The sequence below is a fragment of the Streptomyces sp. NPDC059534 genome (assembly GCF_042743475.1).
Lineage (GTDB): Bacteria > Actinomycetota > Actinomycetes > Streptomycetales > Streptomycetaceae > Streptomyces.
In genome coordinates, this window is sequence record NZ_JBHWAQ010000002.1 from 405,674 (window position 1) to 427,442 (window position 21,769).

13 protein-coding genes are annotated in these 21,769 nt (G+C 72.9%); 3 read left to right on the top strand and 10 right to left on the bottom strand.

All coding sequences use genetic code 11. The features are described from left to right. Window positions 1–43 precede the first annotated feature (43 nt). The 7 genes from ACFVZH_RS04165 to ACFVZH_RS04195 form a co-directional block, all read right to left on the bottom strand. Window positions 44–886 carry an HpcH/HpaI aldolase/citrate lyase family protein gene (locus tag ACFVZH_RS04165; RefSeq protein ID WP_384892840.1) on the bottom strand — a complete coding sequence of 281 codons (843 nt, stop codon included), beginning with the start codon at window positions 884–886 and terminating at the stop codon, window positions 44–46. Further along, window positions 883–2,106: a CaiB/BaiF CoA transferase family protein gene (locus ACFVZH_RS04170; RefSeq protein ID WP_384892843.1), complete on the bottom strand. Its 1,224-nt coding sequence runs from the start codon at window positions 2,104–2,106 to the stop codon at window positions 883–885. The genes ACFVZH_RS04165 and ACFVZH_RS04170 overlap by 4 nt, the downstream gene beginning before the upstream one ends. Then, window positions 2,103–3,023: a ribokinase gene (rbsK, locus tag ACFVZH_RS04175; protein WP_384892846.1), complete on the bottom strand. Its 921-nt coding sequence runs from the start codon at window positions 3,021–3,023 to the stop codon at window positions 2,103–2,105. Before rbsK ends, ACFVZH_RS04170 begins: the two co-directional genes overlap by 4 nt. Next, window positions 3,020–4,393, bottom strand: a complete 1,374-nt coding sequence (locus tag ACFVZH_RS04180) for an ADP-ribosylglycohydrolase family protein (RefSeq protein WP_384892849.1) — start codon at window positions 4,391–4,393, stop codon at window positions 3,020–3,022. The genes rbsK and ACFVZH_RS04180 overlap by 4 nt, the downstream gene beginning before the upstream one ends. Further along, window positions 4,390–5,586, bottom strand: a complete 1,197-nt coding sequence (locus ACFVZH_RS04185) for an ADP-ribosylglycohydrolase family protein (protein WP_384892852.1) — start codon at window positions 5,584–5,586, stop codon at window positions 4,390–4,392. The genes ACFVZH_RS04180 and ACFVZH_RS04185 overlap by 4 nt, the downstream gene beginning before the upstream one ends. Beyond that, window positions 5,522–6,850: an ADP-ribosylglycohydrolase family protein gene (locus tag ACFVZH_RS04190; RefSeq protein WP_384892855.1), complete on the bottom strand. Its 1,329-nt coding sequence runs from the start codon at window positions 6,848–6,850 to the stop codon at window positions 5,522–5,524. The genes ACFVZH_RS04185 and ACFVZH_RS04190 overlap by 65 nt, the downstream gene beginning before the upstream one ends. 272 nt (window positions 6,851–7,122) lie before the next feature. Beyond that, on the bottom strand, window positions 7,123–8,121 hold the full coding sequence (locus ACFVZH_RS04195; RefSeq protein ID WP_384892858.1) for an ADP-ribosylglycohydrolase family protein: 999 nt from the start codon (window positions 8,119–8,121) through the stop codon (window positions 7,123–7,125). A gap of 252 nt (window positions 8,122–8,373) precedes the next feature. Between ACFVZH_RS04195 and ACFVZH_RS04200 the strand changes: the two genes are divergently transcribed. From ACFVZH_RS04200 to ACFVZH_RS04210, 3 genes are all read left to right on the top strand, one after another. Then, window positions 8,374–9,102, top strand: coding sequence for a VIT1/CCC1 transporter family protein (locus ACFVZH_RS04200; RefSeq protein ID WP_384892861.1), 729 nt, complete (start codon window positions 8,374–8,376; stop codon window positions 9,100–9,102). Between the two features lie 563 nt (window positions 9,103–9,665). Continuing rightward, entirely contained in the window at window positions 9,666–14,228 is a 4,563-nt protein-coding gene (gltB, locus tag ACFVZH_RS04205; protein WP_384892864.1) for a glutamate synthase large subunit, read from the top strand. Then, the gene (locus tag ACFVZH_RS04210) at window positions 14,221–15,681 is read left to right on the top strand and encodes a glutamate synthase subunit beta (protein ID WP_384892867.1); all 1,461 of its coding nucleotides are present in this window, start codon (window positions 14,221–14,223) and stop codon (window positions 15,679–15,681) included. The genes gltB and ACFVZH_RS04210 overlap by 8 nt, the downstream gene beginning before the upstream one ends. A 127-nt stretch (window positions 15,682–15,808) precedes the next feature. Here ACFVZH_RS04210 and ACFVZH_RS04215 read toward each other — a convergent pair whose 3' ends face one another. From ACFVZH_RS04215 to ACFVZH_RS04225, 3 genes are read right to left on the bottom strand one after another with little or no spacing between them, the layout of a single operon-like run. Beyond that, window positions 15,809–16,267: a hypothetical protein gene (locus ACFVZH_RS04215; protein ID WP_384892870.1), complete on the bottom strand. Its 459-nt coding sequence runs from the start codon at window positions 16,265–16,267 to the stop codon at window positions 15,809–15,811. After that, window positions 16,264–16,587 carry a hypothetical protein gene (locus tag ACFVZH_RS04220; RefSeq protein WP_384892873.1) on the bottom strand — a complete coding sequence of 108 codons (324 nt, stop codon included), beginning with the start codon at window positions 16,585–16,587 and terminating at the stop codon, window positions 16,264–16,266. Before ACFVZH_RS04220 ends, ACFVZH_RS04215 begins: the two co-directional genes overlap by 4 nt. Then, window positions 16,584–21,743: a caspase family protein gene (locus ACFVZH_RS04225; RefSeq protein WP_384892876.1), complete on the bottom strand. Its 5,160-nt coding sequence runs from the start codon at window positions 21,741–21,743 to the stop codon at window positions 16,584–16,586. The genes ACFVZH_RS04220 and ACFVZH_RS04225 overlap by 4 nt, the downstream gene beginning before the upstream one ends. Between the last annotated feature and the right edge of the window lie 26 nt (window positions 21,744–21,769).

The window sequence follows — 21,769 nt, forward strand, 5'->3', positions numbered from 1 at the left end:
GCCGGGACCGAGAGGTACCGGCGGCCCCTTCGCGTATCCGGGCTCAGGCCGTACGGGACGCGAGGGCGAGGACCCGGTGGGCGCCCGCCACGACCGCGGCGTCGACGAAGCGGCCGTCGGGGAGGGCCAGCGCCCCCTGCCCGGCCGCGGCCGCCTCGATGACCTCCAGCGCCGCGTCGACCTCCTCGGGAGTGGGCCGATAGGCCCGCTCGATGACCGGGAGCTGGCGCGGGTGGATCGCAGCCCGGCCGAGGAAGCCCATAGCCCGGCCCCGGGCGCAGCCGGCGGCCAGGGCGTCCAGGTCGGCGATGTCGGGATGGACCGACTGGATCGGGGGCGGCAGGGCGGCCGCGCGGGCCGCGACCACCACACGGCCGCGCGGCCAGTCGAGCCCGCTGTCCTCCCGCACGCCCAGGTCGGCGCGGAGGTCGGCCTCGCCGAGCGCGAGGCCCCGGACGGCGGGGTGGGCGGTGGCGATGGCGTAGGCGTTCTCCAGGGCGAGGGCGTTCTCCAGGAGCGGGTAGAGGGGAAGACCGGGGGCCAGATCGGCGATCCGGTGGATGTCAGTGGCGTGTGTCACCTTGGGCAGACGGAGACCGCAGAGGCCGGGGAGGGGGGCCAGGGTGGGGATGTCGTGCGAGGAGTGGACGCGGACGTGCACCGGGACGCGGTGGATGTCGGCGAGGAGATCGGCCGTGGCGTCGAGGGCGTACGCCTTGCGGTGCGGGGCGACCGCGTCCTCCAGGTCGACGATGACGACGTCGGCCCCGGCGGACAGGGCCTTGGCGACGACCGCGGGCCGGTCGCCGGGGGCGTACAACCAGGTGAGGGGGGTGCGGGCCAGGCCGAGACCGTCGACCCCCGGCGCGCCGGTCACGGCGCTCATACCGCACCCCGGTCGCGGAGGGCGTCGATCTCGGCGGGTGTGAGGCCGAGTTCGGTGAGGACGGCCGTGGTGTCGGCGCCGTGGGGGCGACCGGGCCAGCGGATCGCCCCGGGGGTCTCGGAGAGCCGGAAGAGCACGTTCTGCATCTTGATCGGGCCGAGTTCGGGGTCCTGCACCTCGGTGACCGTGCCGAGGGCCTGGTACTGCGGATCGGCGACGACGTCCCGGACGTCGTAGACCGGGGCGATGGCCGCCTCCGCCTTCTCGAAGGCCGCCATCGCCTCGTCGCGGGTGTGGCGGGCGATCCAGGAGCCGACCGCCTCGTCCAGGACGTCCGCGTGCGCGGCCCGGCCCGCGCCGTCGGCGAACCACGGCTCGTCGATCAGCTCCGGGCGGCCGACCAGGCGCAGCACGCGCTCGGCGATCGACTGGGCGGAGGTGGAGACGGCGACCCAGGAACCGTCGGCGGTCCGGTACGTGTTGCGCGGGGCGTTGTTGCGGGAGCGGTTGCCGGTCCGGGGCTGGACGTAACCGAGTTGGTCGTACCAGAGGGGGTGGGGTCCGATGACGGCGAGCATCGGTTCGATGATCGCCATGTCGACGACCTGGCCGCGGCCGGTCGTGGTCCTCGCGGTGAGCGCGGTCATCACCGCGTACGCGGTGGCGAGGGCGGCGATCGAGTCGGCCAGACCGAAGGGGGGCAGGGTGGGCGGGCCGTCGGGCTCGCCGGTGATGGCGGCGAAACCGCTCATCGCCTCGGCGAGGGTGCCGAAGCCGGGACGATGGGCGTACGGGCCGAACTGGCCGAAGCCGGTGACGCGGGCGAGGACCAGCCGCGGGTTGACGGTGGAGAGCTCCTCCCAGCCCAGACCCCAGCGTTCCAGGGTGCCGGGGCGGAAGTTCTCCACGATCACGTCCGCGTCGGCGGCGAGCGCCAGCAGGGTGTCGCGGCCGCCCGGCGAGGACAGGTCGAGGGTGATCGTCCGCTTGTTGCGGCCGAGGACCTTCCACCAGAGACCGATGCCGTCCTTGGCCGGCCCGTGGCCGCGGGACGGGTCGGGCTTGCGGGGATGCTCGACCTTGACGACGTCGGCGCCGAAGTCGCCCAGCATCATGGCCGCGAGCGGGCCGGCGAAGAGCGTGGCGAGATCCAGGACGCGCAGCCCGTGGAGAGGAGCGGCGGGGGTCGCGGGCGCGGTGGCCGCTGCGTGGACGGTCATACGGCGTCGGCCTCCAGGATGTGGGGGGAGAGGAAGGCCGCCTCGATCTCGACGCGGTACGGCATCGAGGTCGACGCGCCCTCGCGCTGGACGGAGAGCGCGGCCGCGGTCTGGGCCCAGGCGAGCGCCTCCGGGGCCGGCCGGCCGTTGCCGAGGGCGACCGCGAGGGCGCCGACGAAGGTGTCGCCCGCCCCGGTGGTGTCCACGGCCCGTACCCGGGGGGCGGGCACGGTGACCGGTTCGGCGCCGCGCACGGCGTACAGGCTGCCGGCCGCGCCCAGGGTGATCACCACCTCGGGGACGTCCCGCAGCAGCGCCCGGGCGGCCGCGCGCGGGTCGGTGAACCCGGTGAGTGCGGCGGCCTCGTGCTCGTTGGGCACCAGCAGGTCGGTGGCGGCGAGGAGTTCGGGAGGCAGCGGCTGCGCGGGGGCGGGGGTCAGGACCGTGCGGACCCCGAGGCGGCGGGCGGTCACGGCGCCCTCGACGACGACGGAGAGGGGGAGTTCGAGCTGGAGGAGCAGGATGTCGGCGGTGCCGATGAGGGCCTCGTCGCCGTGGGTGAGGGAGGTGACGGTGCCGTTGGCGCCGGGGACGACGACGATCGCGTTGCCGCCCTCGTCGTCGACGACGATGTGGGCGGTGCCGGACGATCCCTCGACGGTGCGCAGCAGGTCGGTGTCGACCGCGCAGTGCTCCAGCGTGGCCCGGAGCCGCGCCCCGAAGTCGTCCGCGCCGACCGCGCCGATCATCGCCACCTCGGCGCCCGCGCGGGCGGCGGCGACGGCCTGGTTGGCGCCCTTGCCGCCGGGGATCGTACGGAAGGAACGGCCGGTGACCGTCTCGCCGAGGGCCGGGGCCTTCGGCACGTAGGCCACGAGGTCCATGTTCGTGCTGCCGAGCACGACGATGCTGGTCATGGGCGTACTGCCTCCGTGTGTGTCAGTTCGGCCAGGGTGTCGAAGCCGATGCCGTCGAAGGACGCGACCGAGGTCGCCAGGCGGTTCTTGAGAGGGGCGGTCCAGCGTTCCGGCAGCCGGTCGGGGTGCCCGGCCAGCAGCCCGGCGACCGAGCCGGCGGTGGCGCCGTTGGAGTCGGTGTCCCAGCCGCCCGACACCGCCGCGCAGACCGAGCGGGAGAAGTCGCCGTCGGCGTGGGTGAGGGCGGCGGCGAGCAGCGCGGCGTTGGGGACGGCATGCACCCAGTGGTACCCGCCGAGTTCGGCGTGCAGCCGGTCCACGACCGTGTCGAAGTCGGCCGTGGCGCGGGCGGCGGCGATGCCCAGCCGGACGCCCTCGGCGAGACGCGAGCGCGGGGGGATCACACCGAGGCCCGCGGCGAGCGCCCGATGGACGTCGGCGGTGCCGGCCGCCGCCTCGGCCAGGACGGCGGCGACGAACATGGCGCCGTAGATCCCGTTGGCCGTGTGCGTGAGCGCCGCGTCCCGGTATGCCTGCGCGGCGGCGCCGGCCGGGTCGCCCGGATGGGTCCAGCCGTGCACGTCGGCCCGGATCTGCGCACCGATCCACTCCCGGAACGGGTTGCGGCGGACGGCGGTCAGCGGCGGTTCGACGCCGTCGAGGAGATTGCGGTAGGCGACGCGCTCGGCCGTGAACGTCCGGCCGGCCGGGAGCTCGTCCAGCCACAGGCGGGCCACGTCGGCGGTCGTGAAGCCGCGGCCGAACCGCCGCAGGAGCAGCAGGTCGAGGAGGGGGTAGTTGAGGTCGTCGTCCTCGGGCATGCCGTCGATGTTCTCGGCGAGGGAGGTGGCGGCCGAACGGCGGTTCCACGGGTGCGCGTCGAGCAGCTCCCGGGGCACGCCGCGCGCGGTGAACCAGTCGGCGAGCGGCCAGTTGCCGGCGGCGCGGGCGAGTGCCCGGATCGCCGGAAGGGGCAGCTTCTCGACGGGCTTGCCGAGCAGACACCCGGCGGCCCGGCCCAGCCAGGCGGCGTGCAGCCGGTCGAGGAGCCCGGGATCCCGACCGGTGGGACGACCGCCCCGCGCCGCGGGAGCGGTCGCCGCCAGGGCCTGGATGCCGGGGAGGGAGGCCGGTTCGCGCTCCGCCAGGGGAGCGGGCAGGGAGGCCAGGGCGTCCAGGAGCTCCTCCGCCAGGCCGCGCAGGTCCGGGCGGGGGATCGCGGAGGCGCCCGCGGCCGCCGGGGCGAGCGGGCCGCCCGCCGCCGACCAGCGGGCCGCGACGGCGCGGGCGTCGCGGCCGTCCTCCGCGGCCTGGCGGAGTTCGTGGCCCACCAGGTCCTCCGGCTGGACCCAGGTGACGCGGAGGGTCACCGGTCCATGCCCGTCAGGGCCGAGAACGCCGACTCGTGCGTCCGGCGCAGGGCGGTGTCCCGGGCGAAGACCTCCCGGGCGACCGCGGTCAGGGCCGTCGCCGGGGCGTGCAGGTCGAGGCGGCTCGCCTCCGCCACCTGCTTCGCCCAGACGGCGGGGACGGCGGACTCGCCCCGCAGGGCGCCCACGATCGCCCCGGCCATCGTCGCGATCGAGTCGCAGTCCCGGCCGTAGTTGACGGCGCCGAGGACCGTACGCCGGAAGTCGCCCTCGCCGACGAGCAGCATGCCCAGCGCGATCGGCAGTTCCTCGATCGCGTGCAGCCGGGAGGGGCGGCGGGCGCCGAGGGACGGGGCCCGGTAGTCGGGGCCGACCGAGTCGAAGGGGGCCACCGCCCGGCGCAGGGGAGCCAGGGCGGACTCGAAGTCCGTGTGCCGGGCCGCGACTTCGGCGACCGCCTCGATCGCCGCCCGCGTCCCGTCCCTCGCCAGCGACAGGGCCGCGTCGACCACCGAGGCCGGAGTGGCCCCCGGGGCGCAGGCCGCCGCGACCGCCGCCGCGAAGACGCCCGCGGCCTCCCGGCCGTACGAGGACTGGTGCGCCCCCGCGAGGTCGATCGCCTCGGCATAGGCGGCCGCCGGGTGGGCGGCGTTGACCAGCCCGACCGGCGCCATGTACATCGCCGCACCGCAGTTGACGATGTTCCCGTTTCCCGCCTCGCGGGGGTCCACATGGCCGTAGTGCAGCCGGGCCACGATCCACTTCTCGGCGAGGAAGACGCGCTGGAGGGGGAGCGCCTCGGCCTCCAGCTCCGGGATCCAGACGGGGGAGCCCATGAGTTCGGGCACGAGGTGGTCCGCGACCGCGTACGCGTCCAGATGGCCGCGGACCTTCTCGTACACCCGGATCAGGGCGTGGGTCATCAAGGTGTCGTCGGTGACGTGCCCGTCGCCCTTGTGGTACGGCGCGATGGGGCGGGCGGTGCGCCAGTCGCCGCCGTTCCAGGGGCCGACGATCCCGGTGACCCGGCCGCCGTGGCGCTCCAGGATCTGCTCGGGGGTGTAGCCCTCGACGGGGCCGCCCAGCGCGTCGCCGACGGCGGCCCCGACGAGGCTTCCGGTGATCCGGTCATCCAGCGTGGGCACGTCCAGCGGGGGCACGTTCGCCGGCGAGACGTCCAGTGTGGGTGTCATGCCGGAATTGTCCACCCGGGGTGGCCGGTTCAGTGGCTCCGAGCAGCCCGGCGAGTTCCACCAGATCCGTCCCCGCGAGCCGCGGCAGCGCGCAGCCCGCCAGCGTCCGGCAGGCGTCCCGCCAACTCGCCGGCACCGAACGGCCGCCGCCCAGCGCGCCGGTGAGCGCGCCCGCCAGCGCCGGCGCCGAGTCGGCGACCCGGGAGAGACAGGCGGCGGCCGGCACCGCCGCCGTCATCTCACCCCCGGCGGCCGTCGCGAGGGCCAGCGCGACCGGGACGGTCTCGGCGGCGGCGATGCCGTAGCTGTACACGTGGTCCACGATCTGGTGCTCCAGGAGCGGGACCAGTTCGAACGCCGAACCGGCGGTCCGCGCCAGCTTCACCGCGTGCCGGGCGTTGCGGCCGATCTCCGTGACCGGCGGGAGTTCGGCGAGCGCCGCCCCCACGGCCTCGTCCACCGCCGCCCCGCCGAGCGCCGCCGCGATCGCCGCCGCCATGGCGCGCGCACCGTGCACACCGTCCCCGTCCTGCGTGTACCGGGCGTCGAACTCGGCCAGTTCGGCGGCGGCACGCGGATCGCCCGGATGGACGACCGCCAGCACGGCGGCCCGCACACAGGCGGCGTCGTCGAAGAAGTGCGGGTTGTCGTGGCCGGTGGCGGGCGGGCGCAGACCGGTCGCGAGATTGCCGAGCCCGGCACGCACCGAGATACGGGCGCGGAGCGGGAGCACGGCCGACTCGACCTCCGGCGCGCGGTCGGCGGCGGCGGCCACCTGGCCCGCGAGGGCGTTCCAGGCCAGGTCGACGGCGGCGCGCAGCCGGCGCTCCGGAGGGAGGCCGGCGAAGACGGGGCCGTCGGCCGCCAGCACCGCCTCCGCGGTGAAGACCGCCCACTCGGCGTCGTCGGACGGGCCCAGGCGGAGGGGCTCGGGGGGCTGGTTGAGGGCGATGGGGACGGGCAGGGTCGTCGTCGCGTTCTGCTCCGCGAAGGTGTCGAGTTCGCGGGTGAGGCGGCGCGTCCACTCCGGCATCCGGGCGGCGCGGTGCCTCGCCGCCGGCCACCCCGCGGCGTCGCCTGCGGCGAGGCCGAGCAGCAGGCCCTCGACCGCGTCACGGCCGGCCCTCCGCGGGGTCCTTGGCCGTGCGGCCTCCTGGGCGCCGCCCCAGGAACCGGTGCCGCGGACCGGGGCGGGGGCGGTGGCGGCGGCCGTCTGGTGGGCGAGGTCCGGCGGCGCGAGGTCCGGCCCGTCGGTGCCCGGCACCGGGGGGTGGCTCTGTGGGGCGTCGAGCTGTGGGGCGGCGCCCCGCACCGGGGGCTGTGCCCACCCGTCCCGCCCTGCGGGACGATTGCCCACAGCTGGGGGAGCTGGGGCAGCCGGGGCAGCTGGGGTCGTAGGGGTGGCGGGGGCAGCCAGGGCAGTCGGGGTTACCGGGGCAGCCGGGGCAGCTGGGGTGACCCGGGTGACCGGGGTGATCGGGAGGGCTGGGGGCGTAGGGGCGTCGGGGGTGGTGGGGTTGGGGGGTGGGGTGGGGTTCATGTGGGGGTGTCCTCCGGGGTGAGGAGGTCGGCTACGTCGAGGACGTGGTAGCCGCGCATGGAGGGGAGGCAGCTGCCGGTGACGGGGGCGATGGCGGTGGCCCACTCGTCGGGGATGGCGGAGGCGCCGGACATGGCGCCGGCGAGGGCGCCGGCCACGGCGGCGGTGGTGTCGGCGTCGCGGCCCATGTTGACGGCGGTGAGGACGGCCGTGCGGAAGTCGCCGCGGGCGGCGGCGAAGGCGCCGAAGGCGAGGCCGACGGCCTCGGGGGCGAGGTCCGTCCAGGGGTAGCCGCCGATGACGACGGCGGAGCGGACCTGGCGTTCGCGGGTGAGGGGGTCGGGCTGGACGCGTTGGGCGGCGACGACCGCGCGGCGCAGGGAGCGGGCGGTCCAGGAGTCCATGGGGACGACGGAGAGGGCTGCGGCGATGACCGAGGTGACGCCGGCGCCGGCCATCGCCGCGGCGACGCCCGCCGCGACCGCCTGGCCGCCGTAGATGCCCTCGCCGTCGTGGCTGACGCTGCCGTCGATGGCGACGAGCCGGGCGGCCTCGGCCGGGCGCCCGGCGGCGAAGACGCCGAAGGGAGCGGCGCGCATGGCGAGGCCGTCGCTCCAGGCGTGCCGGTGCTGGGCGGAGATGGGGGCGGCGAGGCCGCGGCGGAGGTTCTCCAGGGTGCCGCGTTCGGAGAAGCCCGCGCCGCGGAACGGGCCTTCGTCGAGGTCGGCGATCCAGTGGTGCCAGGCCCGTTCCACGTCGTGGACGGTGAGGGCCGAGCCGTGCCGGGCGAGGAGCAGGGCGGAGAAGATGGCGTACTCGGTGTCGTCGGTGCCGGCCGGGCTGTCCGTCACGAAGCCTTCGATGCGGCCCCAGCGGCGGCGGATCTCGGAGGGCCGCATGTTCTCGGCGGGCGCGCCGAGCGCGTCGCCGACGGCGAGACCGAGGAGCGCCCCTCTCGCCCGTTCACGCGTGTCGCCTGCCGTGGTGGTCACCATCTCGCGGCCCCTTCCTCGGATGGGGCGCACCGGTGGCGCCCCGATGCCTGGATCTGTGCCACCGCGGGCCGGGAACTCGCCGAAGAAACGTCTCTGTCACCCGGCTGACACCCCGCCAGAATCCGCTGCCCGGGTGAGGGGGGCCTTAGTAAGTACGGCCTGCCTTGCTGGCGGACCCCTTACATCGCGCGTATTTTCGAGGGAGTTGGGGGCGGCGGGTGCATCCCTGCCCGCCGGAACGAGGGGAGAGCCATGTCCATCATCGAAGCTCAGGCGCCACTGCACGAGGCCCACCGCGACAACCACACCCACCGTGACGTCAACGGCGGTTGGCTGCGGCCGGCGGTGTTCGGCGCGATGGACGGACTCGTCTCCAACCTCGCCCTGATGACCGGTGTCGCGGGCGGTTCGGTCTCCACGCAGACCGTCGTCATCACCGGCCTCGCCGGTCTCGCGGCCGGCGCCTTCTCGATGGCGGCGGGCGAGTACACCTCCGTCGCCTCGCAGCGCGAGCTCGTCCAGGCGGAACTGGACGTCGAGCGCCGTCAGTTGCGCAAGCACCCGATCGACGAGATGGAGGAGCTCGCCGCGCTCTACGTCTCCCGTGGCGTCGAGCCCGCTCTCGCCCGCGAGGTCGCGATGCAGCTGTCGAGGGACCCCGAGCAGGCGCTGGAGATCCACGCCCGCGAGGAGCTCGGCATCGACCCGGACGACCTGCCGTCGCCGATGGTCGCCGCGGTCTCGTCCTTCGGCTCCTTCGCGCTCGGCGCGCTGCTCCCCGTCCTGCCGTTCCTGCTCGGCGCGACCGTGCTCTGGCCGGCCGTCCTGCTCGCGCTCCTCGGGCTCTTCGCCTGCGGCGCGCTGGTGGCCCGGGTGACCGCCCGCGGCTGGCTCTTCAGCGGGATGCGCCAGCTCGTCCTGGGCGGAGCCGCCGCGGCCGTCACGTACGGGCTCGGCATGCTCTTCGGGGCGGCGCTGTAGGGGGTCGTCCGGCCGGACGACCCCCGTCGCGCCGGTTCCCCGCGACATCCGTGGCGGTGCGGATTCCGCATCCGCGCCGGAACGGATTCCGTACCCCCGCAGAAGACCGAGAGGCCCCCGAAAGGGGCCTTTTCGTCATTTCGGGGCGCCATTTCGGGACGTAGGGCGCGGATCGGCTGTGACGTATATCCCTGGTCGGATCCGTCGCGGCGGTGAGACACTATGCAGGACGCCACATATGTAGCCGGTTACCCAGCGGTTTCGAACTCGTGACCAACGGGAATGAGGCATGAGCGTCACTGGGCAACGAAGCCCGATCAGCGACGGACCACCGGATTCCGGAGAACGTCCGGACCCCTGGATCCGTCCCCGCGGGACAGTCACTGTCACCGCACCCCACAGGTGAACCCACACCACCGCTGCGTGTCGGCGGTGTCCGCATGCTGGAATGAGCTATCCACTTCGCGAGAAGCCAGCCATCATGTAACCTGCACGAAATTTCGCGGAGGGCCAACGTCGTCCCTCGGCAGTTTGCATATGCCACGACGACGACGGGAGAGCCGATGCGTTCCGACGCCTGGTCGCCCATGGACGGTCGCCCCGCTCCGCAGGGGATGTACGACCCCCGTAACGAACACGACGCCTGTGGTGTCGGGTTCGTGGCCACCCTCACCGGTGTAGCCAGCCACACGCTGGTCGAGCAGGCGCTGACCGTACTGCGCAACCTCGAGCACCGCGGCGCCACCGGCTCCGAGCCCGACTCCGGTGACGGCGCCGGCATCCTGCTCCAGGTCCCGGACGCCTTCTTCCGCGAGGTCGCCGGATTCGAGCTCCCCGAGGCCGGCGCGTACGCCGTCGGCATCGCCTTCCTCCCCGAGGACGGCACGGACGAGACGACCACGAAGATCGAGACGATCGCCGCCGAAGAGGGCCTGGACGTCCTCGGCTGGCGCGAGGTCCCCGTCGCCCCCGAGCTGCTCGGCGCCTCCGCCCGCTCCACCATGCCGGTCTTCCGCCAGCTCTTCGTGGCCGACGGACAGCACACCGGCATCGCGCTGGACCGCAAGGCGTTCGTGCTGCGCAAGCGCGCCGAGCGCGAGGCCGCGACCTACTTCCCGTCGCTCTCCGCCCGCACCATCGTCTACAAGGGCATGCTGACCACCGGCCAGCTGGAGCCCTTCTTCCCGGACCTGTCGGACCGCCGCTGCGCCACCACCGTGGCCCTGGTCCACTCCCGGTTCTCCACCAACACCTTCCCGAGCTGGCCGCTGGCCCACCCGTACCGCTTCGTCGCCCACAACGGTGAGATCAACACCGTCAAGGGCAACCGGAACTGGATGACCGCCCGCGAGGCCCAGCTCGACTCCAAGATCTTCGGCGAGGGCAAGGACCTCTCCCGGATCTTCCCGATCTGCACCCCGGACGCCTCCGACTCGGCCTCCTTCGACGAGGTCCTGGAGCTGCTCCACCTCGGCGGCCGCTCGCTGCCGCACGCGGTCCTGATGATGGTCCCGGAGGCGTGGGAGAACCACGAGACCATGGACCCGGCCCGCCGCGCCTTCTACCAGTACCACTCCACCCTGATGGAGCCCTGGGACGGCCCGGCCTGCGTCACCTTCACCGACGGCGTCCAGGTCGGCGCGGTCCTCGACCGCAACGGCCTGCGCCCCGGCCGCTACTGGGTCACCGACGAGGGCCTCGTCGTCCTCTCCTCCGAGGTCGGCGTCCTCGACATCGACCCCGCCAAGGTCGTCCGCAAGGGCCGCCTCCAGCCCGGCAAGATGTTCCTCGTCGACACCGCCGAGCACCGCATCGTCGAGGACGACGAGATCAAGGCCGCCCTCGCCGCCGAGAACCCCTACGCGGAGTGGCTGGAGACCGGCGAGATCGAGCTCTCCGACCTCCCCGAGCGCGAGCACATCGTGCACACCCACGCCTCGGTCACCCGCCGCCAGCAGACCTTCGGCTACACCGAGGAAGAGCTCCGCGTCATCCTCGCGCCGATGGCCCGCACCGCCGGCGAGCCCCTCGGCTCCATGGGCACCGACTCGCCCATCGCGGCCCTGTCGGCCCGCCCGCGGCTGCTCTTCGACTACTTCACCCAGCTCTTCGCGCAGGTCACCAACCCGCCGCTGGACGCCATCCGGGAAGAGCTCGTCACCTCGCTGCGCTCCTCCCTCGGCCCCGGCAGCAACCTGCTGGAGCCCGCCCCCGGCTCGTGTCGCAGCGTCACCCTGCCCTTCCCGGTGATCGACAACGACGAGCTGGCCAAGCTCATCCACATCAACGCCGACGGCGACATGCCCGGCATGAAGGCCGCGACCCTCTCCGGCCTCTACCGGGTCTCCGGCGGCGGCGAGGCCCTCGCCACCCGCATCGAGGCGATCTGCGCCGAGGCCGACACCGCCATCGAGGGCGGCGCCCGCCTCATCGTGCTCTCCGACCGGCACTCCGACGCCGAGCACGCGCCGATCCCCTCGCTGCTGCTCACCGCGGCCGTCCACCACCACCTCATCCGCACCAAGCAGCGCACCAAGGTGGGTCTGCTGGTCGAGGCCGGTGACGTCCGCGAGGTCCACCACGTCGCCCTGCTCATCGGCTACGGCGCCGCGGCGGTCAACCCGTACCTCGCCATGGAGTCCGTCGAGGACCTCGTCCGCGCCGGCACCTTCATCGAGGACCTGGAGCCCGAGCAGGCCATCCGGAACCTGATCTACGCGCTCGGCAAGGGCGTCCTCAAGGTCATGTCCAAGATGGGCATCTCCACCGTCGCCTCCTACCGCGGCGCCCAGGTCTTCGAGGCCGTCGGCCTCGACGAGACCTTCGTCGCCACCTACTTCAACGGCACGGCCACCAAGATCGGCGGCGCCGGCCTCGACGTCGTCGCCAAGGAGGTCGCCGCCCGTCACACCAAGGCGTACCCCGTCTCCGGCGTCGCCTCGGCGCACCGCGCCCTGGAGATCGGCGGCGAGTACCAGTGGCGCCGCGAGGGCGAGCCGCACCTGTTCGACCCGGAGACCGTCTTCCGCCTGCAGCACGCCACACGCAACAAGCGGTACGACATCTTCAAGAAGTACACGGAGCGGGTGAACGAGCAGTCCGAGCGCCTCATGACGCTCCGCGGCCTGTTCGGCTTCACCTCCGACCGCCCGTCGATCTCCCTCGACGAGGTCGAGCCGGTCTCCGAGATCGTCAAGCGCTTCTCCACCGGCGCCATGTCGTACGGCTCCATCTCCCGCGAGGCGCACGAGACGCTCGCCATCGCCATGAACCAGCTGGGCGCCAAGTCCAACACCGGTGAGGGCGGCGAGGACCCGGACCGCCTGTACGACCCGGCGCGCCGCTCCGCGATCAAGCAGGTCGCCTCCGGCCGCTTCGGCGTCACCAGCGAGTACCTGGTCAACGCCGACGACATCCAGATCAAGATGGCCCAGGGCGCCAAGCCCGGCGAGGGCGGCCAGCTGCCCGGCCACAAGGTCTACCCGTGGGTCGCCAAGACGCGTCACTCGACGCCCGGCGTCGGCCTCATCTCGCCGCCGCCGCACCACGACATCTACTCCATCGAGGACCTGGCTCAGCTGATCCACGACCTCAAGAACGCCAACCCGGTCGCCCGCATCCACGTGAAGCTGGTCTCCGAGGTCGGCGTCGGCACGGTCGCCGCCGGTGTCTCCAAGGCCCACGCGGACGTCGTCCTCATCTCCGGCCACGACGGCGGAACGGGCGCCTCGCCGCTGACCTCGCTGAAGCACGCCGGTGGTCCCTGGGAGCTCGGCCTCGCCGAGACCCAGCAGACGCTGCTGCTCAACGGCCTGCGCGACCGGATCGTCGTCCAGACCGACGGCCAGCTGAAGACCGGCCGCGACGTGATCATCGCCGCCCTGCTCGGCGCCGAGGAGTTCGGTTTCGCGACCGCGCCGCTCGTCGTCTCCGGCTGCGTCATGATGCGCGTCTGCCACCTGGACACCTGCCCGGTCGGCATCGCCACCCAGAACCCGGTCCTGCGCGACCGCTTCTCCGGCAAGGCCGAGTTCGTCGTCAACTTCTTCGAGTTCATCGCCCAGGAGGTCCGCGAGATCCTCGCCGAGCTGGGCTTCCGTACGATCGAAGAGGCCGTCGGCCACGCCGAGCTGCTCGACACCAGCCGCGCCGTCACGCACTGGAAGGCGCAGGGTCTCGACCTGGAGCCGCTCTTCTACGTGCCGGAGCTGCCCGAGGGCGCGGTCCGCCACGCCCGGATCGAGCAGGACCACGGTCTGGAGAAGGCCCTCGACAACGAGCTGATCCAGCTCGCCGCCGAGGCCCTGAACGCGGCCACCGCCGAGGAGGCCCAGCCGGTCCGCGCCCAGGTCGCGATCCGCAACATCAACCGCACGGTCGGCACCATGCTCGGCCACCAGGTGACGAAGAAGTTCGGCGGCGCCGGCCTTCCGGCCGACACCATCGACATCACCTTCACCGGCTCCGCCGGCCAGTCGTTCGGCGCCTTCCTGCCGGCCGGTGTCACCCTCCGCCTGGAGGGCGACGCCAACGACTACGTCGGCAAGGGCCTCTCCGGCGGCCGCGTCGTCGTCCGCCCGGACCGCGGCGCCGACCACCTGGCCGAGTACTCGACCATCGCGGGCAACACCATCGGCTACGGCGCGACGGGCGGCGAGCTCTTCCTCCGCGGCCGCACCGGCGAGCGCTTCTGCGTCCGCAACTCCGGCGCGCTGGTCGTCTCGGAGGGCGTGGGCGACCACGGCTGCGAGTACATGACCGGCGGTACGGCCGTCGTCCTCGGCGAGACGGGCCGCAACTTCGCGGCCGGCATGTCGGGTGGCGTCGCCTACGTCGTCGACCTCGACCGGGACAACGTCAACTCCGGCAACCTCGGCGCGATCGAGACCCTGTCGGACACCGACAGGACGTGGCTGCACGACGTCGTGCGCCGCCACTTCGAGGAGACCGCTTCCACGGTCGCCGAGAAGCTTCTCGCCGACTGGGACGCCGCGGCGGCCCGGTTCAGCAAGATCATCCCCACCACGTACAAGGCTGTGCTCGCCGCCAAGGACGCCGCTGAGCTCGCCGGTCTCTCCGAGGCCGAGACGACCGAGAAGATGATGGAGGCGGCGACCAATGGCTGACCCCAAGGGCTTCCTGACCACCGGGCGCGAAGTCGCCGAGACCCGGCCGGTGGGCGAGCGAGTCAGGGACTGGAACGAGGTCTACGTTCCCGGATCCCTGCTGCCGATCATCAGCAAGCAGGCCGGACGCTGCATGGACTGCGGCATCCCGTTCTGCCACAACGGCTGCCCCCTCGGGAACCTGATCCCCGAGTGGAACGACTACGCCTACCGCGAGGACTGGGCGGCGGCGTCGGAGCGGTTGCACGCCACCAACAACTTCCCGGAGTTCACCGGCCGCCTGTGCCCGGCTCCGTGCGAGTCCGCGTGCGTGCTCGGCATCAACCAGCCGGCCGTCACCATCAAGAACGTCGAAGTCTCCATCATCGACAAGGCGTGGGACGCCAACGACGTCACGCCGCAGGCGCCCGACCGCCTCTCCGGCAAGACCGTCGCCGTCATCGGCTCCGGCCCGGCCGGTCTCGCCGCCGCCCAGCAGCTGACCCGGGCCGGCCACACCGTCGCCGTCTACGAGCGCGCGGACCGCATCGGTGGTCTCCTCCGGTACGGCATCCCCGAGTTCAAGATGGAGAAGCGGCACATCAACCGCCGCATCGAGCAGATGCGCGCGGAGGGCACCAAGTTCCGCACCGGCGTCGAGATCGGCCGCGACATGCCGGCGACGGCGCTGCGCAACCGCTACGACGCGGTCGTCATCGCCGCCGGCGCCACCACCGCCCGCGACCTGCCCGTCCCGGGCCGTGAGCTGGCCGGCATCCACCAGGCGATGGAGTACCTGCCGCTCGCCAACAAGGTCGTCGAGGGCGACTTCGTGGCCCCGCCGATCACCGCCGAGGGCAAGCACGTCGTCGTCATCGGCGGCGGCGACACCGGCGCCGACTGCGTCGGCACCGCCCACCGCCAGGGCGCGGCCTCGGTCACGCAGCTGGAGATCATGCCCAAGCCGGGCGAGGAGCGGAACCCGGGCCAGCCCTGGCCGACCTTCCCCATGCTGTACAAGGTCACCTCGGCGCACGAGGAGGGCGGCGAGCGGGTCTACTCCGTCTCCACCACCCACTTCGAGGGCGACGAGGACGGCAACGTCCAGTTCCTCCACCTCATCGAGGTCGAGTTCGTCGAGGGCAGGCTGACCCAGAAGCCGGGCACGGAGCGCAGGATCCCCGCCCAGCTGGTCACGCTCGCGATGGGCTTCACCGGCACGGACGTGGAGAACGGCCTGGTCTCCCAGTTTGGTCTGGACCTCGACGAGCGGGGTAACATCGCCCGTGACGCGGACTTCGCCACCAATGTCGATGGCGTGTACGTCGCCGGCGACGCCGGCCGCGGTCAGTCGCTCATCGTCTGGGCCATCGCCGAGGGCCGCTCCGCCGCCCGTGGCGTGGACCGCTACCTGACCGGAGCCAGCTCCCTGCCGGCCCCGATCCGCCCGACGGACCGCTCCCTGGTGGTCTGATCCGGCCGGATCACCCCCTCGACGTCCCGTACAACGACGTACGGAACTGAGCGCGGCGCCCCCCGAATGTCCCCGACCGGACGACTGGGAGGGCGCCGATGCGCGTTCTCGGCCGCCTGGGTCGTGCTCAGCTCCTGCCGGGGAAGGCCCAGGTCACCAGCGAGGCCGCCGACACGGCCAGGACCCCCGCGAGCCCCATCCAGCGGGCCCAGGCCGTCATACGGCGGACCTTCTTCGCCCGCTTCCTCTCGTACCGCAGCAGATCCACCGCCCCCGACCGCAGCGTCCGGCCCGGCCGCTCGTGCACGGCCGAGACCATCAGCCACGACGCCAGCACGAGCAGCAGGAACGCCCCGGCGAGCAGCCCGATGACCCACCACCGCGGCCCGGTGGTCATCCTGCTCAGGTTCTCCTGACCCTTGAGCACGAACACGACCGTGAGCAGCCCGGTGAGGGTCGCCAGGAAGTTCCGGTACCCCTCCGCCTGCTGGACGGCGGCCCTCAGCTGCTCGGGCGGCGTCGCCATGGCCCGTACCCGTAGGTCGGCGTCCCGCAGCTCCTTCGCCGTGAACTCCTCCACGGTCACGCACCGAGCCCGTGCGGTGGCGGCGCGATCCAGAACGAGGCCCCGCACCCGTCCGGCACGCTCGCGGGCCGATCCACATGCCACGTCGCACACTGGCACATGGCGAACTTCGGCTCACCGAGGTCGAACACGCGCGGGCCGGGGCCCGGCCCCTTGGTGACGTACTGGATGTCCTCCCAGACCCGGGCGGTCACGCACCGGCACTCCGGGCACTCCCCGGTGGCCTGCACGCGCCCGCCGTCCCGGGTCTCCCAGAGGAAACCGGTGAGCGGCTGGGTGAGGGGACGGTCCGTCTCACGATAGGGGGTGGTGGAACTCATGCGCGCGGTCCTCCGGGGGCGGGAAGGGTCAGATCGAACAGACGCCGGTACCGACCGAGGCGGGCGAGCACCTCCTCCTCGCTTTCCTCCGTCTCCTCGGAACAGAGAACGACGTGCTCCGGTGCGACGGTTCCCGAGAGGGCGGGTGCGCGCCCGGTCAACTCCCGGGTGAGCACGATGACATCCCGCCAGTGCGGGACGGTGTCCCGGATCTCGTCCTCGGGTTCGCGGACGGTGACGTCGAGTCCGAGGGCGGCGAAGGGAGCGTAGCGGTCGTACGTCCTGCCGATCGTCCAGCCGAAGCGGCCGGCTACGAGGACGAGTTCGAGGGGGCCGAGGACGCCGGGGCCGAGCAGGCCGCTTTCGAACGCGGCGACGTCGAAGTCGGTGGGAACGAGTTCGGCGAGGGGAGCGGTGAGCTCGCCCGGGACGGGTGGCGCACCGAGGCAGTGGTAGGCGGCGAGGACTGCCGCGGCCTCTCCGAGAGTGCTGCGCCGGGCCTGAGCCGCCGAGAGGAGGCCGCGGCATGTCAACTCGCTCCGGAAGCCCTGCTGTCCGGTGCCGGCACTGATCAGGTGCACCAGGTCCGCCGGGGTCGGGGAGAGGCGTCGTGCCTCCTCGGGAACGCGGGGGAGGTGAAGCGGCAGCCGGGTGTCGACGCCGGTCAGTTCGTCGAGGACGGCGCCGAACGTGATGCGGCGGCCGGCCGCGTACGACAGGAGGAGGGGGACGCTGACCGTGCCGTCCGAGCCATGGAGATGTCGATGCCTCGTGCGAGGGCGGAACGCGAACTCCAGCAGGTGGACGAGTGTCGGGGGGTAGTGCTCGTACTGGTCCACGACGACGTCGACGGGATCGTCGAGGAGCCCGCACGCCTGCGCCAGGGTGAGCTCCCGGCGGAACTGCTCGGAAGTGGGACGAGGATCCTGGCGGTGTGCGTAGTTGACCAGCGCCCACGAGCTGAGCGGTGCCCCTGCGGAGAGTCGGCCGCTGCGGAGTGCAGCCAGGGCGGACCAGTGGGCGGGTATCCAGGACGCGCACTCGGCCGGGACGTCGGGCGCGGACACACCCGTCACGTGCGTCAGCGCGTTGATCTCCCGGACGACATCCCCGAGCGTCCGTCGCAGCTCGGCGCTCGTGTTGAGCAGCTGGCGCATGACCACCCGCCCGGACGGGAGCCAGGGTGGCGTCCCGTCCGAGTCCCGTGACAGCAGCTTGAGTTCGACGGAGGTGAGCGCCCGGTGGTCGAGTACCTCCTCGCCGACATCCGCGGCCAGTCGGAAACCGAGCGGTTCCAGGGACGTGATCCGCTCGGCGAGGCGATGTCGCTGGGACGGCCGGGGCGCCCGCACCAGGAGGTCGACCGGGTGGACCGTGGCCGGAAGCCACGGTTCCATGTCGAGGTCCTCCGTGGTGAGCAAGGCGGTTTGCGGAGCGGGGAACTTCGTGCTCAGGTCGACGGATTCCAGAGCTTCCGCGTCGGGGATGTCGACGCCGAGGCTCAGGAGTACGCGCAGATCGGGCAGGAGCTCGGCCGGTGCCACGTCATGGAGGGCGGCCACGGCCAGCAGAGCGGCGTGAGGAGCCGGACCGGTGGCATCCGGCCGCGACCGGACGGTCCTCTCGTACGCGCGGCAGAGGTCCAGCAGCGGCTCGCCGGGCCGATCGACGTCACGCAGGACGGCGTGGTTCCGTACGGCGGGCACACGCGCCCCCGCGATGGCGTAGCGGCGCAAGGCCCGGACGGTGTCCGCCAGGGGGACGTCGGCGAGCGCGGCCGCCTCCAGAGCGGGGATCCATGGCCTGACGAAGGCCGCGGTGGAGATGAGCACGGAGTCCAGGCCGACGGGACGGGGGTACTGGTCGGACGCGGGGATGCGCTTCTTGTGCATCTCCATTCCCAGCGAGTGGAGGCGCCAACGACGCAGCATCCTCCTTCCGGCCTCGTTGGTGAAGGACGCCGGGTTGGTCGCGTGCTGTTCGGTGTCGATGGCGAGAACACCCGCGTGTCGCAGGAGGGACCGAGCCGTGGAGGTGTCGAAGCCGTTGGGGTCGGGTCCGAGGACGCCGACGGTCTCGGGCGACAGGTGGTCGAAGAGGCGGACGGCGATCCGCGGCTCGCTCGTGGAGAGCCCCCACAGCCAGCGCACCGACACCTCGTCCATCGCGCGGGCCGCCTGTGGGATCCCGGCGAGGATCTCCTCCCGTACGGTGCTCTCGGCGTAGGACAGCAGGGAGTTCCGGTTCACGCTCGGCACCGGACGGTGCCTCTCGCGCAGGTTGAAGACGTAGCCCGTGACCTCGGCGGCGTCCTCCACCACCACCCCGTCGAGCAGGATCTGCCCCTTGCCCTGCACGATCCAGCTGTCCTCGCCCGCCCGTACGGGCGGGCCGAACCACGCGGCGGCCCGTTCCTTCGAGGACCGCAGCACGTCCGGCTCCCAGACCTCCGACCGGATCTCGTTGCCCTGCCGGTCGTGTTCCACCGCCGTCACCGGGAAGTCGCTCACCCACAGCAGCCGCCGGAGCGTCTCCACCACCGACGGCGGTGCCTCCTCGTCGGGTTCGGCGTTCAGGTAGAGGCGGACGGCCGTGCCGCTCAGGAGCGACACGGTGTCCGAGTCGCCGATCTGGAGAAGACCGGAGCCGGACTGGACCGTGGCCTTGAGCGGGGCGACGGTACGGGACGGGTTGCCGTACAGGTCGACGGCGGACGTGCTGACCACGACTTCCTCGGCCAGCATGAAGTAGCTGAAAACGCCGATGCCGAAACGGCTGTTGAACGGGAGCGGCTTCAGGCCGGCCCGCCGCCAGTTGCGGCGTTCCTGGACGAAGTCGGGGTCCTGCTCGTACCGCTTGCCGGCCCGGGCGAACATCGAGGTGAGCTTCTCGCGGCTCATCCCGGAGCCCTCGTCGCGGCATTCGATGTACGGCCGGTCCCCGTCGTACGCCTGGACGAAGTGGATCCGGGGCTTGTCGTCCGTGCCCCGGAACCGCCCCTGCTCACGCCCGTACTCCCTCCGCATCCACCAGTGGCGGCACGCGTCCAGGGCGTTCTGGTACAGCTCGCGCACGGCGAGCATCCGGTCGCCGTACAGCTGCGTGCCCATGAGCAGCGGGCGGATCTCGTCCTCGGCGAGGCGGAACCGCTCCAGCGGCTTGGTGTAGCTGCGGCCGGCCGGCTCCAGGAACTCGGTGGTCACCCGGCGCGGCACGCCCCGCAGCAGGTCGGGCGCGACGCGCCGTTCGTCGTACCAGCTGCGGTGCAGGGCGCGCACCGAGCCGTCGGCGATGGCCGCCAGCTCTTCGAGGGCCGCGTGCAGCGCGGGGTGCGGGCAGGTGAGGCGCATCGCGTACGTCGTGGTGTCGTCGCCCTCCGCGTCGAGCACCTCGCAGCCGAAGGCGCCGAGGGCGCCGACCACGGCCGCGGCGGTCAGCGGCTCATGGGCACCGAGATGGTCGACGAGCACGCTCGACATCCGGCGCGGATCGGCGGCGAGCAGAGCAGCCAGCCACAGGAGGAACGCGAGTTCCCGGCCGCGCCAGCTGTTGCCGGGCACCGGGCGGTCGTAGCGGCCCCAGTCCGGGCTGCCGGAGTCGTCGATGCGAGGGCTGGAGCCGGGGGCGACCGTCATGTGCGGCAGCACACGGCGGACGTGCCGGTCCACGATGGAGGGCTGGGGGAACGTCGTGCCCTCGGCGGCCGCGGAGACGGCGGTGACCACCAGGTCGAGGAGCCGGTTGACCGCCGGATAGTCGGGTGTGCGGTCCCACAGCCGGTCCCAGTCGGCGATGAAGCGATGGCGCAGCCAGTGGTCGGCGGCGAGGGCCGCGTCGGTGAGCTTCCGGCGCCGCAGTGTCGTGGCCGTGAGGTGGACCCGTGAGTGGGCTCGGCAGACATCGGCGGCGGCGTCGCAGACGAGCCGGGCGTGGCCTCCGTCCGGTTCGGTGCCCCGGCCGTTCTGCGCAGGCCGGTCGAGCCGTTCGGGGCGGAGCTCGGCGAGCTCGCTCAGGGCGACGGCCACGACGCCCTCGTGCAGCAGCGGCGCGGCGAGCAGGGCCGCCGTCTCGGCGGGGGAGAGACGTTCGGAGCCCGAGAGCCGGGCGCCCTCGACGAGCAGGCCGAGCGTGTTCACCACCCGCTCGGGATAAGAGGGGTCGTGCCATGGCGCGGTGAGTTCCGCGTCCTGCCCGACGCGGCTCCGGGCGACCTCGGCCGTCAGGACCGCGAGCGCCGTCTTCACCCGCTCATGGGCTTCGGGACCACCCGAGGTGTGCCGCCACAGAACCGAATCGGAAAGGATCCTCTCCCAGCGGTCGGTCTCCTCGGAGCCGTCGCACACGGGCAGTTCGCGCCACCAGTCGGCCCGTCCGAGGGAGGTCCTGAGCTCGACGGCAGGGGGCCGTCCGTCCAGATTCCGAGCGAACCGGTGGACGCGGGCCTGGACGAACTCCCGCACCTCGCCGAGGGTCTGCGGCGTATGGACGGGCGACAGAGCCTCGGACAGGGCGAGCCCGAAGTGACTGCCGCGTTCGGGGTCCGCGAACGCGGCCTCGCCCCGGCCGGTGGCGAACAGCCAGGCCACGCCGTCGTGAGCGTTGCCGACCATCGGCTGCACGGCGTTCGGAGCGGTACCGGGCGTGTCGGTGCGGCAGATGTCGAGACAGACGACGACGGACACTCCCTCGGGAACCTCGCCGAGGAGGTCGGGAACGGTCGTCTCGATCAGGGTTCTGGGGATGAGGGCGTCGTCGGCGGCCCGGTGGCGGGCGCTGGAGGGGAGGACGTAGTCGCGGTGGTCGATGGAGACGCCGTGCCCGGAGACGTAGACGAGGGCCGTGTCCCCCGGATCGCAGCTCCCGAGGAAGTCCTCCATGGCCTGCGTGATCATGTCCTTGGACGTGTCGTGGTGCCCTTCGAGCGGGTGGCCCGGGTGGAACGACGTCACCTGGTATCCCGAGCCGCGCAGGGCCTGTTCGATGCGCCGGACGTCGTCGTCGACGCATTCCAGGGATGGAAAGCGCTTCGACAGACGGGGGTTGCCGGCCAGGCTCGGTGTGTCACGGATTCCGATGAGCAGGGCCCTGCGGACGCCCGGCGCACGGTTCTCCGGCCCCGTGCCCGACTCCGTACCGTTCTCCGCCGTGGTGCTCACACGCCCCCGCTTCCGTCGCTCCGCCC

Bases quoted from the DNA above. Each gene is read 5' to 3' on its own strand.
- ACFVZH_RS04165 (WP_384892840.1), bottom strand. From the start codon at position 886: ATGAGCGCCGTGACCGGCGCGCCGGGGGTCGACGGTCTCGGCCTGGCC.
- ACFVZH_RS04170 (WP_384892843.1), bottom strand. From the start codon at position 2,106: ATGACCGTCCACGCAGCGGCCACCGCGCCCGCGACCCCCGCCGCTCCT.
- rbsK (WP_384892846.1), bottom strand. From the start codon at position 3,023: ATGACCAGCATCGTCGTGCTCGGCAGCACGAACATGGACCTCGTGGCC.
- ACFVZH_RS04185 (WP_384892852.1), bottom strand. From the start codon at position 5,586: ATGACACCCACACTGGACGTCTCGCCGGCGAACGTGCCCCCGCTGGAC.
- ACFVZH_RS04195 (WP_384892858.1), bottom strand. From the start codon at position 8,121: ATGGTGACCACCACGGCAGGCGACACGCGTGAACGGGCGAGAGGGGCG.
- ACFVZH_RS04200 (WP_384892861.1), top strand. From the start codon at position 8,374: ATGTCCATCATCGAAGCTCAGGCGCCACTGCACGAGGCCCACCGCGAC.
- gltB (WP_384892864.1), top strand. From the start codon at position 9,666: ATGCGTTCCGACGCCTGGTCGCCCATGGACGGTCGCCCCGCTCCGCAG.
- ACFVZH_RS04210 (WP_384892867.1), top strand. From the start codon at position 14,221: ATGGCTGACCCCAAGGGCTTCCTGACCACCGGGCGCGAAGTCGCCGAG.
- ACFVZH_RS04220 (WP_384892873.1), bottom strand. From the start codon at position 16,587: ATGAGTTCCACCACCCCCTATCGTGAGACGGACCGTCCCCTCACCCAG.